The sequence below is a fragment of the Streptomyces sp. NPDC086989 genome, assembly GCF_044745505.1.
Taxonomy (GTDB): Bacteria; Actinomycetota; Actinomycetes; order Streptomycetales; family Streptomycetaceae; genus Streptomyces.
In genome coordinates this window covers 1-17163 of the sequence record NZ_JBIVAL010000031.1, presented here as the reverse complement: position 1 = coordinate 17163, position 17163 = coordinate 1, and the positions used below count along the sequence as shown (strand labels likewise).

General features: G+C 70.6%; 15 protein-coding genes, 1 tRNA gene and 1 pseudogene. 5 read left to right on the top strand and 12 right to left on the bottom strand.

Features of this window, described 5'->3' with window-relative positions; translation table 11 throughout:
• Positions 1-6: 6 nt before the first annotated feature.
• Positions 7-111, bottom strand: a pseudogene (locus tag ACIPK4_RS38210) (UTRA domain-containing protein); the annotation flags it as partial.
• 144 nt (positions 112-255) lie between these two features.
• Positions 256-330 (bottom strand) — tRNA-Val (locus ACIPK4_RS38205).
• 105 nt (positions 331-435) lie between these two features.
• Here ACIPK4_RS38205 and ACIPK4_RS38200 point away from each other — a divergent pair.
• The 3 genes from ACIPK4_RS38200 to ACIPK4_RS38190 all read left to right on the top strand — a co-directional run bounded on the left by ACIPK4_RS38200 (position 436) and on the right by ACIPK4_RS38190 (position 2931).
• Complete coding sequence (locus ACIPK4_RS38200) at positions 436-1674, top strand: hypothetical protein (RefSeq protein WP_402322068.1); 1239 nt, start codon at positions 436-438, stop codon at positions 1672-1674.
• Between the two features lie 266 nt (positions 1675-1940).
• On the top strand, positions 1941-2651 hold the full coding sequence (locus tag ACIPK4_RS38195; protein WP_402322065.1) for a DUF4383 domain-containing protein: 711 nt from the start codon (positions 1941-1943) through the stop codon (positions 2649-2651).
• Positions 2652-2727: 76 nt separating this feature from the next.
• Positions 2728-2931, top strand: coding sequence for a zinc ribbon domain-containing protein (locus tag ACIPK4_RS38190; RefSeq protein ID WP_030160452.1), 204 nt, complete (start codon positions 2728-2730; stop codon positions 2929-2931).
• Here the strand turns inward: ACIPK4_RS38190 and ACIPK4_RS38185 are convergent, their stop codons facing one another.
• Genes ACIPK4_RS38185 through ACIPK4_RS38170 form a run of 4 tightly spaced genes read right to left on the bottom strand, consistent with a single transcriptional unit; the run spans position 2932 to position 8211 of the window.
• Positions 2932-3591: an O-methyltransferase gene (locus ACIPK4_RS38185; RefSeq protein ID WP_402322063.1), complete on the bottom strand. Its 660-nt coding sequence runs from the start codon at positions 3589-3591 to the stop codon at positions 2932-2934.
• Positions 3588-4478: an HAD family hydrolase gene (locus tag ACIPK4_RS38180; protein WP_402322060.1), complete on the bottom strand. Its 891-nt coding sequence runs from the start codon at positions 4476-4478 to the stop codon at positions 3588-3590. Before ACIPK4_RS38180 ends, ACIPK4_RS38185 begins: the two co-directional genes overlap by 4 nt.
• Positions 4475-7036: a phosphoribosyltransferase gene (locus ACIPK4_RS38175; protein ID WP_402322058.1), complete on the bottom strand. Its 2562-nt coding sequence runs from the start codon at positions 7034-7036 to the stop codon at positions 4475-4477. The genes ACIPK4_RS38180 and ACIPK4_RS38175 overlap by 4 nt, the downstream gene beginning before the upstream one ends.
• Before the next feature lie 8 nt (positions 7037-7044).
• A complete protein-coding gene (locus tag ACIPK4_RS38170) occupies positions 7045-8211 on the bottom strand; it encodes an HpcH/HpaI aldolase/citrate lyase family protein (RefSeq protein ID WP_402322055.1) in 1167 nt (388 codons plus the stop codon).
• A 194-nt stretch (positions 8212-8405) separates the two neighbouring features.
• On the opposite strand from ACIPK4_RS38170, the gene ACIPK4_RS38165 reads away from it, so the two are divergent.
• Positions 8406-9191, top strand: a complete 786-nt coding sequence (locus tag ACIPK4_RS38165; protein WP_402322114.1) for a TerD family protein — start codon at positions 8406-8408, stop codon at positions 9189-9191.
• A 72-nt stretch (positions 9192-9263) separates the two neighbouring features.
• Here ACIPK4_RS38165 and ACIPK4_RS38160 read toward each other — a convergent pair whose 3' ends face one another.
• From ACIPK4_RS38160 to ACIPK4_RS38135, 6 genes are all read right to left on the bottom strand, one after another.
• Positions 9264-10004 carry a Tellurium resistance gene (locus tag ACIPK4_RS38160; protein WP_402322052.1) on the bottom strand — a complete coding sequence of 247 codons (741 nt, stop codon included), beginning with the start codon at positions 10002-10004 and terminating at the stop codon, positions 9264-9266.
• A gap of 100 nt (positions 10005-10104) precedes the next feature.
• Positions 10105-11220 (bottom strand): DUF475 domain-containing protein, encoded by a 1116-nt coding sequence (locus ACIPK4_RS38155; RefSeq protein WP_402322049.1) that lies wholly within the window; start codon positions 11218-11220, stop codon positions 10105-10107.
• A gap of 25 nt (positions 11221-11245) precedes the next feature.
• Positions 11246-11821, bottom strand: a complete 576-nt coding sequence (locus ACIPK4_RS38150) for a TerD family protein (RefSeq protein ID WP_030160469.1) — start codon at positions 11819-11821, stop codon at positions 11246-11248.
• Between the two features lie 181 nt (positions 11822-12002).
• Complete coding sequence (locus tag ACIPK4_RS38145) at positions 12003-12578, bottom strand: TerD family protein (protein ID WP_030869027.1); 576 nt, start codon at positions 12576-12578, stop codon at positions 12003-12005.
• A gap of 242 nt (positions 12579-12820) precedes the next feature.
• Positions 12821-13279 (bottom strand): peroxiredoxin, encoded by a 459-nt coding sequence (locus ACIPK4_RS38140; protein WP_376202523.1) that lies wholly within the window; start codon positions 13277-13279, stop codon positions 12821-12823.
• Positions 13280-13427: 148 nt separating this feature from the next.
• On the bottom strand, positions 13428-13853 hold the full coding sequence (locus tag ACIPK4_RS38135; RefSeq protein ID WP_054222640.1) for a DUF3052 domain-containing protein: 426 nt from the start codon (positions 13851-13853) through the stop codon (positions 13428-13430).
• Positions 13854-14302: 449 nt separating this feature from the next.
• Between ACIPK4_RS38135 and aceE the strand changes: the two genes are divergently transcribed.
• Positions 14303-17035 carry a pyruvate dehydrogenase (acetyl-transferring), homodimeric type gene (gene aceE, locus ACIPK4_RS38130; RefSeq protein ID WP_402322044.1) on the top strand — a complete coding sequence of 911 codons (2733 nt, stop codon included), beginning with the start codon at positions 14303-14305 and terminating at the stop codon, positions 17033-17035.
• The last annotated feature ends 128 nt before the right edge of the window (positions 17036-17163 follow it).

The window sequence follows — 17163 nt, the reverse complement described above, 5'->3', positions numbered from 1 at the left end:
GAAGTCCTACTCCCAGGCGAACCGCGAAGCAGCGTGCACGCCTACGGCGAACTCGACGACGGTCCCGTCCGCGGTGTACGTGGTCCGGTGCAGCTCGACCACCGGTTCACCCGTGCGCCCTCGACAGCTCCATCCGCCGGGCCCGGCCCCGGGAGACGGCATGAGCGCCCACCCCCATCCCCGGCCGAGTAAGCGGTTGCCGTCACCTGTAACCGTCAAAGGCCCCCAACCAAGATCGGTTGGGGGCCTTCGTGCTGGTGGGCGTGGACGGTTTCGAACCGCCGACATCTGCTTTGTAAGAGCAGCGCTCTACCCCTGAGCTACACACCCGTGGATGAGTGGACAGCCTACATGCCAGGCGCACCCCCCACGCAAACCCGCATCCGTGGGAGAGAATGGACCGGGGCATGGCGCAGGCGGTACGGGAGAGGGATTGTGACGACGGCATCCCGGCGGTGGTTCGGTGGGCGGGACGAGAGTCGGCGGGCGGATGCTCAGGCGGCGAAGGACGCCGCCGCGACCGCGTTCTACGAGCTGGACACCGCCCAGCGGGATCTGCGGATCTCCATGGAGACGATCGCGGCCGCCGACGGGTCTCCCGCGGCGCGGCAGGCCGGGGACGGGTTCGCCGCGCTCGGGCAGCGGATCGACCAGGTCAGCCACGTGTACATCGAGGCCGTCGACGCGCATGACCTGGACCGGGTGGATCTGGAGGGGGCTGCCGCCGCGCGGGCGCGGGAGCAGTTGACGCGGGCGCGGGACGAGCTCGTGCGGGTCAAGGGCGAGCTGGACCGGTTCGCGCAGGGGCTGCAGCCGTTGCTGGACAAGGCCGAGACGCAGTTGGCGCGGGTGGCGCCGGCCCGGGAGCGGGCGCGGGCGGCGCTGCTCGCCGCGAGCACGGCGCTGGACGACGTACGGGGCAAGGGGATGCGGGCCGACGAGTTCGCGGCGCGGCTGGCCTCGCTCGGGCCGGAGCTGACCCTGCTGAACCAGGGCGCGGCGCAGCACGGGGTGCAGGAGACGATCCAGCGCGCGGACCGGATCCTGCGGGACGCGGAGGCCATACGGGTCGAGGTGGCGCGGCTCCCGGAGCGGGCGGCGGAGATCGACCGGCGGCTGGTGAGCCTGCGGACCCGGGCCCAGGCGCTGCGCAATCGGGCGGACCGGGTGGATCCGGTGCTCAGTGAGCTTCGTCGGCGGTTCAGTGCGGCGTGCTGGCAGGACCTGCAGCAGGTGCCCGATCAGGCCGTACGGGACGTGGCGCGGGCCGAGGAACAGCTGAAGGAGGCCGGGCGGGCGCGTGAGGAGCAGCGCTGGGCCGATGTCGCGGCGCTGGTCGAGTCGGTCCGGGGCGCGCTGGACGCCACCGATGAGGCGGTGTCGGCGGCGCAGGACCGGCTGTCGCGGCTGGAGGCGGTGGCGCGGGATCCGCAGGCGGAGGTGCAGCGGACCCGGTTCGCGGTCCGGGATGCGCAGCGGCTGGCGATGGAGGGGCGCACCGTGCCGGATCCGCGGCATGCGGGGCCGCTGGACGGGGCGGTGGAGCGGATGGAGCGTGCGCTCGCCGCTCTGGAGGAGCGGCACCCGGACTACTGGCATTTCCTCCAGGAGATGGAGCAGGTCCGGGCCGACGTGGCGCGGGTCGTGGCCGACATCCGGGGGCGGCGCGGCTAGGCGAGTGTGGCTAGGGCAGTGTGGCCCGGTCGGCAGGGCGCGGCCAGGCCGGCACGGCGCGGCCCGGTCGGCAGGACGCAGCCAGGCCGACACGACGCGGCCCGGCTGGCGCGGCCAGGCCGGTGTCCCCGGTCGGCAGGGCTCGTTCCAAAGTGGCGTGGGGCGCAGGGCGTGGGGTGGCGAGGGCGGCTGGGCTGTCCGCTTGTCGTGGGGTGGGTGGCGGCGGATGCTGGGAGGTGGCCGGTTTCGGAGCTTAGGAGGGCGTGATGGCTGCCCGTACTTCCCCCACCTCTCGTGCGCCCGGTGTCCCCCTCGCGAACGTGAACGCTCCGCATGCGGCGTACGGGTGCCACGAGCCCCATGACCAGTACGCGCCGTACGTGGCCCACGGGCCGATCGAGATCCCGCAGCCGCACGTCCCGTACCTGGTGCGGCGCGTCGCCCATCCCGTCAACGCCCAGCTCGACGAGCATCTGCCCACCGATCACAAGCTCAGCCAGGTGTACCGGGTGGGCGCGGGTCTGATGGGGCTGCTGCTGGTCGCCTTCGGCATCCTCGGGCTGATCGACCGGATCGGGTTCTTCGACACCGGCGGCGCCACGGTGCTCGCGCTGAACACGAACGGCGCGCTGAGCGTCCTGTCGATCTGCTTCGGACTGCTGCTCTTCGTCGGCATGGTGATCGGCGGGAACTTCGCCTCCACCCTGAACATCGTGCTGGGGCTGCTGTTCATCGCCAGCGGCTTCGTGAATCTGGCGCTGCTGGACACCGGTCTGAACTTCCTGGCGTTCCACATCCAGAACGTGCTGTTCAGCTTCGTCGTCGGCGTGATGCTGATGTGGTTCGGGATGTACGGGCGGGTGGGCAGCGCCCTGCCGCACGACAATCCGTACTGGCGGGCCCGCCACCCCGAGCAGGCCGCACGGGAGGACCGGGCCCGCGCCGCCCGGGCGGCCGGGACCGCGCCCGCTCACTGACGTCACCGCCCCGGCGAGGGACGGCGGGCGGCGGCAAGGCTGTGGCGGGCGGCGTCCGGCTCTGTAGCCTTGGGCCATGCCTCGTTATGAATTCCGCTGCCGGACCTGCGAAGACACCTTCGAGGTCAGCCGGCCCATGGCCGAGTCGTCCGCTCCCGCCGACTGCCCCGCCGGGCACGCCGACACCGTGAAGCTGCTCTCCGCCGTGGCCGTCGGCGGGACGAGCAGCGCCCCCGCTCCCTCCGGCGGGGGCTGCTGCGGCGGCGGGGGCTGCTGCTAGTCAGCGCTTGCGCGACAGGGTGATGCCGTCCGAGATGGCCAGCAGGACCGATTCCATGCGGGAGTCCGCCGCGACGTGTGCGTTGTAGGCGCGGACTCCCGCCGCCGAGCCCGTCGCGGACTCGTCGAGGACCGTGCCGTGGAACAGCGTGTTGTCCGTGACGATCAGGCCGCCCGGGCGCAGCCGTGGAACGAGCTCCTCCCAGTACGCGATCTGGCTCTCCTTGTCGGCGTCGACGTAGGCCATGTCGATGTGCGGCTCCTGCGGCATGGCGCGCAGCGTGTCCAGCGCCGGGGCGATCCGCAGGTCGATGCGGTCGGCGACGCCGGCGGCCTGCCATGCCTCGCGGCCGTACGCCGTCCACTCCTGCGAGACGTCGCAGGCGATGAGCGTGCCGTCCGCGGGCAGGGCCTGTGCCATCGACAGGGTCGAGAAGCCGGTGAACGTGCCGATCTCGACGATGTGGCGGGCGCCGGTCAGCCGGACCAGGAAGGCCAGCAGGGGTCCCTGCTCCTCCGCCGACTGCATGCCGGCGACGTCCGGGAACTTCTCGTACGTGGTCGCCACCAGCCCCCGCTGGACCGGGTCCAGCGGGGGGTTGTGGTCGAGCACGTAGCGGTACAGCTCGTCGGTGATCTTGGTGCTGTTGCCCTTGGTCATGAGCCCAGTGTGCCGACTTCGCCGGCACTGCGGGCGATCTCCTGGGCATCCTTCCGGGCAGCCTCGCGGGCATCCTCCCGGGCAGCCGTGCGGACGAAGGCGCGCACGATCTCCTCGCCGGCCAGGACGCCCGCGGTGGCCAGGGGCGTGACCGTCGGCGCGGTCCAGCCGGCGTCGGCCAGCTCACCGTGGCCGGGCCGCCAGGCCGCGTCCGCCGCCAGCAGCAGGTCCGCGTCGAGGAGGGAGTCGCCCGCGGCGAGGGTGGTGGTCGCGCCCGTGCGGCGGGCCACCTCGCGCACGGCCGCGCTCTTGGTCAGCGGGCGGGGCACGGCGTAGATCTTGCGGCCCTGGAGGGAGACGGTCCAGCCCCGGTCCTCGGCCCATTCCGTCAGCGCCTTGATCCATTCCGGGGGTACCAGGGCGCGTTCGACGACGAGGTAGGCGAACAGGTCCTCCGCGACGCGCGCCTTGCGCAGCCACGCCGGGTCCGCGCCGGCCAGCAGGTGTGCGTGGACCTCCTCCAGCGGTGCGCACTCCTCGGCCAGCCGCGCCGCCACCTGGCGCCGCCAGTCCCGGTCCGGGACGCCGTCGACCAGCAGCTGTCCGCCGTTGGCGCAGATCGCGTACTTCGCCGGGCGGCCGGGGAAGCGGATGCGCTGGTACTGCTTGCGCGTGCGGGTCGTGGTCGGGACGAAGACCACGTCGGGGCCGGTGGTCAGTTCGGCCAGCAGCTTCGCCGCCGTCTCGGTCATGTATGACAGCGGCTTGCTCTCGTGCACCTCGACGCACAGCAGCCGCGGGGCCACCTGGTCGGGCATGGTCAGGCCGAGCGCGGCCGTCGAGTAGATGAGCGTGCGGTCGAGATCACTGGCTACCAGGACAGTCACTTGGAGGCCACAGCCTTTCCGTCGGCGCCGGTCGCGCCGCGCGTGAAGCGGGGGTGGATGAGTCCGACACACGTGTAGGGCAGTCCGTCGACCTCTTCCACGGGCACGCCGCGCTGTTCGGCGAGCAGCCGTACGTGGTCCAGGTCGGCTCCGGCGCCGCGCTGCGCCAGGATCTTCCACGGGACGCGCCTGAGCAGCACCCGGGTGGTCTCGCCGACGCCGGGCTTGACCAGGTTCACGTCGTGGATGCCGTACTCCTCGCTGATCCGCTCCACCGCCGCCCAGCCCTCCCAGGTCGGGGTGCGGTCGGCGGCGAGGAGCTCCTTGACCTCGGCGTCGACGGCGTCGGCCACCTCGTCGAAGCGGGCGGCGACGGTGTCGATGAAGGCGGTGGAGACATCGGCCCCGGCGAGTTCGCGGTAGAACTTCGCGCCGTGGAAGTCGGCGGGCCCGACCAGGTCGGACCTGAGCACCGTACGCGAGATCAGTCCGGAAACGGTGGAGTTGAGGCAGGCGGAGGGGATCAGGAAGTCCTCGCGGGTGCCGTACGTGGACACGCAGGAGCCGGGGTCGGCGAGGACCACGATCTCCGGATCGAAGGCCGGTCCACCGGCTTCCCGCTGGGCTTCGAGCGCGGCCGACAGTTCGCGCGTGATGGCGCCCTTGCCGGTCCATCCGTCGACGAAGACGACGTCGGCGGGGTCGTGGTGGGCGGCCAGCCAGCGCAGTGCGTTGGGGTCGATGCCGCGGCCGCGCACGATGGAGACGGCGTAGTGCGGCAGGTCCACGCCGTGCCGGGCCCGGGCCCAGCGGCGCATCAGCACGCCGACGGGGGTGCCGGCCCGGGCGAGCGAGACGAGGACCGGGGAGGGGGACCGCTCGGCGAGGACGGTCTCGGTGACCGTGCCGACGGCCCGGGCCATCCGGGCGGCGGACGCGGTCAGCGCGCTGCGGTACATCTCCTGGTACTGGGGGGACGGCTGGTACTCGACGGGCAGCGACTCGGCGTAGTGCGCGCCGCCCGCCTGGATGGCTTCCTCGCGCTCCTCGGTGGGGGCTTCGAGGGCGACGTCGGAGAGGTCCTGGAGCAGCCAGCCGACGTCTTCGGCGGCGTACGAGGAGAAGCCGGGCCCGCGCAGGGGCTCCGGGAGGACCGCTTCGGTGAGGACCGGCTCGGGCATGATCGGCTCCCGCCGCTCGGGGACGGACGTCGGTACGGGGGCCACCGGCACGTACGACGGTATGGAGACCAGCAGGACGCGGCCGGTGTGCGGGGCGAGGGCCGCGAGCAGTCCGGCGTGCAGTTCGGGGGTGTCGCCGGCCGAGTCGACGACGGCGACGACGACGTCGAAGCCGGCTCCGGCGACGTTGTAGGCGTAGCGGTCACCGGGCCCGTCGGCGGGGCGGTCGTGGGCGGGGAAGACGAGCCGGGTGCGGATGGCGTAGCCGGGGTGGTCGACGGCGAGGACGGGCGAGCGGGTGGTGGTGGAGAAGCGGACCTCCCGGGCGGCGCCCGACTCCTCCAGGGCCTTCGCGAGGCGCAGCGGGGCGTACATCAGCTCTTCGTTGCCGAGTACGAGGACACGTCCCGGCTCGTCCCCGAGCGCGTCGGCGAGCCGGCCGGCCAGTGTGGGCAGCAGCGCGTCCAGCGTCTCGCGGTGCGCGGGGGTGAAGCCGTGGCGGCCGCCGTCCGGAAGGCCTCCGGGCCAGCCGAGCGGGACCCGCTCGCATACCGCCCGCGGGCCGTCCGGCCCTGCCGGCGCGGCTGCCGTGGGGCGGGGGCCCGGCCCGGCCTTGGCCTCGTACTGCTCGACCAGGGCCTGGCCCTTGGTCAGGACGCCGTCGGGGAGGTGCACCGTTCCGCAGGCCAGGGCGATCAGGTCGACGCGTGCGCCGAGCTCGGCCGCGAAGTGGGTGAGCCGGTCGCGGTCGGCCGGGGAGCGCATGTCGACGAGGGCGACGACCACGTAGTGCGCGCGGGGGTGGCGGGCGTGTAGGTCGCGGATGGTGTTCAGGACCGTGTTGCCGGTGGAGAACTCGTCGTCGACCAGGACCAGCGGGCCGCTGCCGGCCAGCAGCTTCGGGTCCTCGGGCAGCAGCAGGTGCGAGGTGGCGTGCGAGTGGGCCTCCTCGAACCCGCCGGCGGGTTCGATGCCCGGCACGGGGCGGCGGGTGGAGTGCAGGTAGGGGGCGGCGCCGAGGCCGTCGGCGACGCAGTGGCCGAGTCCGGTCGCGGTCTCGGCGTAGCCGAGGACGACCGCGGAGGCGGCGGCGTCGCCCAGCAGGGCCCGGACGCGCTCGCCGAGGCCGTGTCCGGCGGCGTAGACGGCCGCGGGGGACTGGGGGACGTGCTTGCCCAGTACCTGCGAGACCAGCAGGTGGGCCCGCTTCGGGTTGCGGCGCAGGGCCAGCCCGAGCAGTTCTTCCAGCCGTGGCGGTGCGGGGCCGCGCCGCGGCGGTCCCGCATCGCCGGCCTCCTGCAGGCGTACGCCCAGCCGGTCCGCGACCCAGGTTCCCGACCACACCGCGTCGATCTTCTTGCCCTTCTCCGTGTTCACGTGCGGGCTCACACCTGGAGCCCTGCCGTGAGGAGGTCGACGAAGCCGACCTCTTGCTTCGCCACGCCGAAGACCTCGGCGCGGAGCATGGTGCGCTCGGCCCAGGCCCGGTGGGGCTTCACCTCGTTCATTTTGTTCGTGTAGGCGGAGCGCATGACTCCGCCGCCGCCCCGCTCGGGGCGCAGGATGTCCTGGGCGTCGCTGAACTCCTCGTGGGAGACCACCGACAGCGCGTGGACGGGGGTGACGTGGGCGGGGTGGATGCAGGTCTTGCCGAGGAGTCCGTTGGCCCGGTCGAGTTCGATCTCGCGCAGCAGCCCGTCGAGGTCGTGCTCGATGAGGGTGGTGCGCAGTTCCTCCGCCCCTTCCTCCAGGAAGGGGCTGCGGCGCAGCTGGGGCTTGAAGAGGCGCTGCTGGCTGCGGAAGTACTCCCAGACGGGTCCCGTGACGGTGAAGCCGGTGCCGTCGGCGCGGCTGAGGACGTTCACCACGTCGGCGATGACCCCGGCGACGATCTGCACGTCGTAGGCGGTCATGTCCGGGGTGCGCCGCAGTCCGTAGACCGAGCAGAAGTCGGTGACGCCGAGGCGCAGGGCGAGGACGCGGTCGCGGTACCGGTTCACGGTGCGAGAGATGCCGGCGAGGGCTTCGACGCGGGTTTCGAGGTGGAGGAGGTCGGGGGTCTCCAGGACGGGCATCGCGTACAGAGGGTGCTGTCCGCCTTCCGCCTCCGCCTGGGCCACGGCGTCGAGGAACGCGGTCCCCCGGTCCTCGGTGAACTTGGGGAGTACGAATCCGGCCAGTCTGCGGACGGAGCCGCCGAGGCGGCGTACCAGGTCGGGTATCTGCTCGGGGGTGCGGACCCGGATGAAGAGGAGGGGGAGCTCGCGGCCGTCGGCGTCGAGGGCGGTGAACTGCCGGACGAGGTTGTCCTCGGCGTCCGCGACCTCGGCGTCGCTGATCGAATCCTCCAGGCAGAGGACCATGGAGACGACTCCGCGGCCGGCCTGCTTGTGGACGTCCGCGGCGAGGTGGGGGCGGGTGGCGGGGCTGTAGAGGGTGGCTCCGAGGGCGGCGGCGAGAACGCGGGAGGGGGAGGCGGCGGTGAACTCGGCGGGCTCCTGGTGGAAGAGGTCCTTGCGGACGGTGGGCGATATATGCCCAAAGTGACGCATGTGCTTCCCCCGTACTGCCTCGGCGGCCCAACTGGCGTGGCCGGTAATAGTACGTACGAATGTGAGTCAAAAGTTCCTCAAGCACATGAAGTTCAGGTAACCCTCTTGCACCATGCCCAGGTCTTTCGTCCGCGACAAGGCCCTGCGGGGGGCCGCGTTGTTCCGCGCCGCCCAGGGAGGGCAGGATGACGGGCATGACGCACGCGATGCAGAAGGGCTCCAACATCCCGGTGACCGCCATGGCGGTCCGGGCGGTGCTGCGCTGGACCGGCGGCCCCGAGGTGCCGGACGTCGACGCCTCGGCGCTGCTCGTGGGCCCGGACGGGCGCGTGCGCTCGGACGAGGACTTCGTTTTCTACAACCAGCCCCGGCACCCGTCCGGAGCCGTGTGGCGGCTCGGCAAGAAGCAGCTCGGCGAGGCGATCACCGATGCCGTGCAGGCGGACCTGCGCGCGGTGCCGCCGGTGGTGGACCGGATCCTGGTGGTGGCCTCCGCCGAGGACGTGCCGTTCCAGCAGGTCCAGGACCTGCGGATCCTGCTCTACGACGCCACGACGACCGGCGGCTCCGAGCCGCTGGCCTTCTTCGACGTGCGCCCCGAGACGGGTGCCGAGACGGCCCTGATCTGCGGCGAGGTGTACCGGCGCGGCGACGGATGGAAGTTCCGGGCGCTGGGCGAGGGCTACTCGAACGGGCTCGTGGGGCTGGCGACCGACCACGGGATCTCCGTGGACGAGAACGCCGCCGAGGCCTCCGGGGCGGAGCCCGCCGCCGGGCCGGCCGCCGAGCAGACGGCCGCGATGCGCCCGCCGGTTCCGCCGGGCCCGCAGACGCCGCAGACTCCGCAGACCCAGGCCCCGCCGGCCGCGCAGCCCGCGTACGGGTACCCGCAGCCGGTGTCCCCGGCCCCTGTGCCGGTCCCGGGCGGCGACCCGACGTTCCGGCTGCCGGTGCAGGGCCCGCAGTTCATCCGCCGCTGACGCCGTGAAGGCCCGGGCGGAGCTCCCCGCCGACGCCGTGAAGGCCCGGCCGGAGCTCCGGCCGGGTTCCGGTCAGGCCTTGGTGCTCTTGTAGCCCCGCCCCCACTGCAGGCCCCACCCGTACAGCCGGTCGAGCTCGGCCTGGAACCCGTACACGAACTTCACCTCGCGCCGGACGATCAGCTCGCCCTTGACGTGCTCCAGGGTCAGCACCGCGCAGGAGCGGGCCTGCGGGTGCCGCTCCTCCAGGGGGATCTCGATCCGCGGCCCGGTGATCGGGTAGAGGGTGATCATGGCGTGCGTGCGGTCGAAGGCCGGGGTCTGGTCATAGATGTAGACGAAGACCAGCAGCCGCTTGATCTCCTCGGCGTGGTCGAGGTTGACGAAGACCGTCTCACCGGAGGGCGCCCCGAACCGGTCGTCGCCGCTGAGCTTCACGTAGGGCGGGCTGTTGATGTCGCCGTGGAGGTTGCCGAGCGGCTGCACGACGCCCCGGGTGCCGTCGGCCAGCTCGTAGAGGCAGCCGAGGTCGAGGTCGACGTTGACCATGCCCTGGGTGTGGGCCTGCACCATGTCGGGCTTGAACAGCTTGAACGGGTGGCGCAGGAGCCGTCCGCCCGTGCCGCTGCGGGCACCGATGTCCGAGCTGCGCATGCGCCAGGACAGGTTGACCCGAAGGTTCCCGTGGACCGCCCCCTGTTTGGTGAGCGAGACCGTCGGATGCCGCTTGGTCAGCTCGATCGCGTTCGACGAGGCGCTGCCCGAGTCGAACTGCAGGGCGCGGCTGCCCCTGATCCCGTCGAAGAATCCCATTCCCCTACCCCCCTTTTGAATACGCGGGCGGGGCGGCCCGGCAGTCCGCAGACCAAGCCCGGCCGCCCCGCAGATGGAGCGTTCCGCATTACTGCCGTGATCATGCCTCGGCGGCGGAACCCTCCAGTTCCATCCGCTTGTTGCGGCGCACGGAGGACCAGAAGGACCAGCCGATGAGCACCACGCCGACGAGGCCGGTGATGACCTCGTTGATCTCGTACTGGATGGTGACGAGCAGGAGCACGGCGAGCGCGCCGATGGCGTAGTGCGCGCCGTGCTCCAGGTAGACGTAGTCGTCGAGGGTGCCCTGGCGGACCAGGTAGACCGTGAGCGACCGGACGTACATGGCGCCGATGCCGAGGCCGAGGGCCATCAGCACGATGTCGTTGGTGATGGCGAACGCGCCGATGACACCGTCGAAGGAGAAGGAGGCGTCGAGGACTTCGAGGTAGAGGAACATGAAGAAGGCGGCCTTGCCGGCCATGACGACGGCCGTGACGGGCTTGCCGCTCTTCTTGGCCTCCTCCTCGGCTTCGTGCTCGGCCTCTTCCTCTTCTTCGAGGCGGTTCTCGAAGTAGCCGGACAGGCCGCCGACGATCATGTAGGTGATCAGGCCGAGGATGCCGGAGATCAGGACCGTCTGCGCCTTGTCCGCGTGGGCCCCGCCGTGCTGGTGGGCCTGGGTGGCGAAGGTCATCGAGGTGATGACCAGGACGATCAGCGCGATGCAGGCCGAGAGCATGTCGATCTTGCCCAGCTTCGCCAGCGGGCGCTCCAGCCACGCGAGCCACTTGATGTCCCGGTCCTCGAAGATGAAGTCGAGGAAGATCATCAGCAGGAACATGCCACCGAAGGCGGCAATGGACGGGTGGGCGTCCGTGACCAGCTGCTGGTACATCTCCTTGTCGTTCAGGGCCAGATCGACTGCGTCGAGGGGCCCGATCTTGGCGCTGATGGCCACGATCACGACGGGGAAGACCAGGCGCATGCCGAACACGGCGATGAGTACGCCGACCGTCAGGAAGATCTTCTGCCAGAAGGCATTCATCTTCTTCAGGATTCCGGCGTTGACCACTGCATTGTCGAAGGACAGCGAGATCTCAAGGATGGTCAGGATCGCCACGATCCCGAATGCGGTCCACCCCCCGTAGAACACCGCTGCGACCAGACCGAGCGCAGTGACTGCGAACGACCAGCCGAAGGTTTTGAGAACCACTGGCACCCCATCGTCTTGTACGGCTTTACGAAACGTTGACCCCGAAGTCTAGAGCGATGCCCCGGAGCCCCGACGCGTACCCCTGCCCCACTGCGCGGAACTTCCATTCGCCGCCGTACCGGTAGACCTCACCGAAGATCATCGCCGTCTCGCTGGAGGCGTCCTCGGTGAGGTCGTAGCGGGCCAGCTCCTGGCCGTCCGAGTCGTTCACCACCCGGATGAAGGCGTTGCTGACCTGGCCGAAGCTCTGTCGGCGGGCCTCCGCCTCGTGGATCGAGACCGGGAAGACGATCTTGTCGACCTCGACCGGCACCTTGGTCAGGTCGATGATGATCGACTCGTCGTCGCCCTCACCCTCACCGGTGAGGTTGTCCCCCGTGTGTTCGACGGAGCCCTCGGGGCTCTTCAGGTTGTTGTAGAAGACGAAGTACGCGTCTCCCAGGACCCGGCCGTCGCGGCACAGCAGCGCGCTGGCGTCGAGGTCGAAGTCGGCCCCCGTGGTCGAGCGCGCGTCCCAACCGAGACCGACCAGGACCCGGGTGAGGTTCGGTGCGGCCTTGGAGAGGGAGACGTTGCCCCCCTTGGCGAGTGTGACGCCCATGTTGTGGTCCTCCCCGGACGACGTGGTGATCGCGGCACGCTCGCGTGGCGGGCCGGTGGTGGTGCAGTGGTGCGGTGGTGCGGTGGTGCTGCTGCGGGGTGGTGCAGTGGTGCGGCGGTGCAAAGCGCGTCCGGCGCCGTACACACAGTGCACGGCGCCGGACGGGTGACTGCTGGCGGGCTCAGACGTTGACGCCGAAGTCCTGGGCGATGCCGCGCAGGCCGGAGGCGTAGCCCTGACCGATGGCGCGGAACTTCCACTCCGCTCCGTTGCGGTACAGCTCGCCGAAGACCATGGCGGTCTCCGTCGAGGCGTCCTCGGAGAGGTCGTAGCGGGCGAGCTCGGAGTTGTCGGCCTGGTTCACCACGCGGATGTACGCGTTGCGGACCTGGCCGAAGCTCTGCTGGCGGCTCTCGGCCTCGTAGATCGAGACCGGGAAGACGATCTTGGCGACATCGCCGGGGACGCCGGCCAGGTTGACCTTGATCGCCTCGTCGTCGCCCTCGCCCTCACCGGTGGTGTTGTCACCGGTGTGCTCGACCGAGCCATCCGGGCTCTTCAGGTTGTTGAAGAACACGAAGTTCGAGTCGTTGGCGACCTTGCCCTGGTCGTTGGTCAGGATCGCGCTGGCGTCGAGGTCGAAGTCGACACCGGTGGTGGTGCGAGCGTCCCAGCCCAGACCGACGATGACCGCCGTCAGATTCGGCGCGGCCTTGGTCAGCGAGACGTTTCCGCCCTTGCTGAGGCTGACTCCCACGGGTCCTCCATTGGGTTCATGTGTGGGGCGGTGCCCCGTCGTGCGGTTTCTACCGGGATCAACGCTTCGATCCTAGTGACGGGTTCCCGCCTGTCGGCGTCTTTCCCGGTGAACAGTTCCCGGAACCCGCCCGAGCACGGCAAGTACGGCGGGTACGGGCGGTACGGCGGGTACGGCCGGTGCGGCGAGCGGGCGGGTCCGCGGGGCGCCGTCCGGGCCGATGGCGTGCAGAGGCCGGCTCCTCAGAGGCTGTCGAGGGCCTTGATGTACTCGTTCAGGTCACGCGCGTCGGGCAGGCCGTTGACGACGGTCCAGCGCACGATGCCGTCCTTGTCGATGATGAAGGTGCCGCGGACCGCACAGCCCTTCTCCTCGTCGAAGACGCCGTACGCGCGGGAGGTCTCGCCGTGCGGCCAGAAGTCCGACAGCAGGGGGTATTCGAGGTTCTCCTGCTCGCCGAAGACCCGCAGGGTCGGCACGGAGTCGTTGGAGACCGCGAGGAGCTGGACGTCGTCGTTCTGGAAGCGCGGCAGCTGGTCGCGCAGCTCGCACAGCTCGCCGGTGCAGACACCGGTGAAGGCGAACGGGTAGAAGAGCAGCACGACGGCCTTCTCCCCGCGGAAGTCGGAGAGCCGCACGGTGGCGCCGTGGTTGTCCTTGAGCTCGAAGTCCGGGGCCTTGCTGCCGACCTCGATCGCCATCTCTCGCATCCCTTCGTTCCCGCATCCCCGGATTGGGCTGTTCGGGTGGGTCCAGCCTAGGGGGATCAGGTGTCCGGAACGCACGCACCCCGCCGACCGGAACGGATTCCGGCTGACAGGGTGCGTGTCCGCTTGGCTGCGGTGCGGCTCAGCGCTTGGCCTTGGCGGCCTTCGGCGTCACGAGCTTGGTGGAGGTCCACTCCTTGCCGACGGGCAGGCCCTTGGCAAGCGAGAGGCCGGCCGTCGTGGCGGCCTCGCTGATGTCGCTGGCCTCGACGTAGCCGTCACGGCCCGTCTTGGGGGTCAGCAGAAGGATCAGTGCGCCGTCCTCGACCAGCTCGGTCGCGTCGACCAGGGCGTCCGTCAGGTCGCCGTCCTCGTCGCGGAACCACAACAGCACCGCGTCGGCCACGTCGTCGTAGTCCTCGTCGGCGAGCTCACTGACGAGGTCTTCGACAGTTTCACGGAAATCCTGATCGACGTCCTCGTCGTAGCCGATCTCCTGGACCACCTGTTCGGACTGGAAACCCAGCCGGGCGGCCAGGCTCTCCGCGTGGTCCGCGGTCGCGCTCACGGGGTGCCTCCTGCTCATGTTCGGTGAATGTCTTCTGGCGGCGCGCGTACGCGCAGCATTGGGCGTAGTCCACACGGGCGGGGCGGATCGCGCAAGTACCCGGCCGCCGAGACCGTCGAAACGGTGACGATTGCGGCCGTCTCGCCGCAACTTTCAGCCTTCCCGCGTGCACCTCTGGTGATTCATCCCACACCATTCCAGCTCATTCGGCATCATCGGCAACGCTTACCGGCTTTCCTACCTGTTTGAGGGACCGAACGGTCTTCCGAACCCGGTGATCGTCCGGGGCGTAAGGTTGCGGTTCGGCCGGACGCGCCGCCGCCCGCCCTCCCGATCGCCGCGGACTCCAGTGATTACCCAGTGGTAGAGGTGACGATTCCGACCGAGCGTAAGACGATGGGAGGCGGCGAAACCCCATGGCACGACTCCCCTGACAGCGAAGGAACAGCGTGGCTTCCGCATCCGATCGCAATCCGATCATCATTGGCGGCCTGCCGAGCCAGGTCCCGGACTTCGATCCGGAGGAGACGCAGGAGTGGCTCGACTCCCTGGACGCCGCCGTCGACGAGCGGGGCCGTGAACGCGCCCGCTACCTGATGCTGCGGCTGATCGAGCGCGCCCGCGAGAAGCGCGTGGCCGTGCCCGAGATGCGCAGCACGGACTACGTCAACACGATCGCCACCAAGGACGAGCCGTTCTTCCCGGGCAACGAGGAGATCGAGCGCAAGGTTCTCAACGCCACCCGGTGGAACGCCGCCGTGATGGTCTCGCGCGCCCAGCGTCCCGGGATCGGCGTCGGCGGCCACATCGCCACGTTCGCCTCCTCCGCCTCCCTCTACGACGTGGGCTTCAACCACTTCTTCCGGGGCAAGGACGAGGGCGACGGCGGCGACCAGATCTTCTTCCAGGGCCACGCCTCCCCCGGCATCTACGCGCGCGCCTACCTCCTGGACCGGCTCTCCGAGCAGCAGCTCGACGCGTTCCGGCAGGAGAAGTCGAAGGCCCCGTACGGTCTGTCCAGCTATCCGCACCCGCGGCTGATGCCGGACTTCTGGGAGTTCCCGACCGTCTCGATGGGCCTCGGCCCGCTCGGTGCGATCTACCAGGCCCGGATGAACCGGTACATGGAGGCGCGCGGGATCGCCGACACCTCGAAGTCACACGTTTGGGCGTACCTCGGCGACGGCGAGATGGACGAGCCGGAGTCGCTCGGCCAGCTGTCGATCGCCGCTCGCGAGGGTCTGGACAACCTGACCTTCGTCGTGAACTGCAACCTGCAGCGGCTCGACGGCCCGGTGCGCGGCAACGGCAAGATCATCCAGGAGCTGGAGTCGCAGTTCCGCGGTGCCGGCTGGAACGTGATCAAGCTGATCTGGGACCGCTCCTGGGACCCGCTGCTGGCGCAGGACCGCGACGGGATCCTGGTCAACCGGATGAACTCGACGCCGGACGGCCAGTTCCAGACGTACGCGACCGAGACCGGTGCGTACATCCGCGACCACTTCTTCGGTGACGACCAGCGGCTGCGGGCGATGGTCGAGAACATGAGCGACCAGCAGCTGCTGCACCTGGGCCGCGGCGGCCACGACCACAAGAAGATCTACGCGGCGTACGCGGCGGCCAAGGCCCACAAGGGCCAGCCGACGGTGATCCTGGCGCAGACGGTCAAGGGCTGGACGCTCGGCCCGAACTTCGAGGGCCGCAACGCGACGCACCAGATGAAGAAGCTGACGGTCGACGACCTCAAGCGCTTCCGCGACCGCCTGCACATCCCGATCACGGACGCGCAGCTGGAGAACGGCGCGCCGCCGTACTACCACCCGGGCCGCAATTCGCCGGAGATCCAGTACATGCACGACCGGCGCAGCTCGCTGGGCGGCTACGTGCCGACGCGCGTGGTGCGGGCCAAGCCGCTCCAGCTGCCGGACGACAAGGCGTACGCGGCGGCGAAGAAGGGCTCGGGCCATCAGTCGATCGCCACGACCATGGCGTTCGTGCGCATCCTGAAGGACCTGATGCGGGACAAGGAGATCGGCAAGCGGTTCGTGCTGATCGCCCCGGACGAGTACCGCACCTTCGGCATGGACGCGTTCTTCCCGAGCGCCAAGATCTACAACCCGCTGGGTCAGCAGTACGAGGCGGTCGACCGCGACCTGCTGCTCGCCTACAAGGAGTCCCCGACGGGCCAGATGCTGCACGACGGCATCTCGGAGGCGGGCTGCACGGCCTCGCTGATCGCCGCGGGCTCGGCGTACGCGACGCACGGCGAGCCGCTGATCCCGGTGTACGTCTTCTACTCGATGTTCGGTTTCCAGCGCACGGGTGACCAGTTCTGGCAGATGGCCGACCAGCTGGCGCGCGGTTTCGTGCTGGGTGCGACCGCCGGCCGGACCACCCTGACGGGTGAGGGCCTGCAGCACGCCGACGGCCACTCCCAGCTGCTGGCGTCCACGAACCCGGGCTGTGTGGCGTACGACCCGGCGTACGGGTACGAGATCGCGCACATCGTCCAGGACGGTCTGCGGCGCATGTACGGCCCGGAGGCCGAGGACGTCTTCTACTACCTGACGGTCTACAACGAGCCGATCCAGCACCCGGCCGAGCCGGCCGACGTGGACGTGGACGGGATCCTCAAGGGCATCCACCGGGTGTCCGCGGGCTCGGCGGGCTCGATCGGGGCGCAGATCATGGCCTCGGGCGTGGCGGTGCCGTGGGCGCTGGAGGCCCAGCGGATCCTGGCCGAGGAGTGGAACGTCCGGGCGGACGTGTGGTCGGCGACCTCCTGGAACGAGCTGCGCCGCGAGGCCGTCGAGGTGGAGGAGCACAACCTGCTGCACCCGGAGGAGGAGCAGCGCGTCCCGTACGTGACGCGGAAGCTGTCGGGTGCCGAGGGGCCGTTCGTGGCGGTCTCGGACTGGATGCGCTCCGTCCCGGACCAGATCTCGCGGTGGGTGCCCGGCGCGTACACCTCGCTGGGCGCGGACGGGTTCGGCTTCGCGGACACCCGCGGCGCGGCCCGGCGCTTCTTCCACATCGACGCGCAGTCGGTGGTGCTGGCGGTCCTGACCGAGCTGGCCAAGGAGGGCAGGATCGACCGTTCGGCGCTGAAGCAGGCGGTGGACCGGTACCGGCTGCTGGACGTCGCGGCGGCCGACCCGGGCGCCGCGGGCGGCGACGCTTAAGGCTCCGGGGGCGGACGGTTGGACGGCTGAGCGGCGGGGGGGGGGGGGGGGGGGGGGGGGGGCCCCCCCCCCCCCCCCCGCCCCCCCCCCCCGCGCGGGCGGGCCCCCCCCCCCCCCGGTGGAGGTGT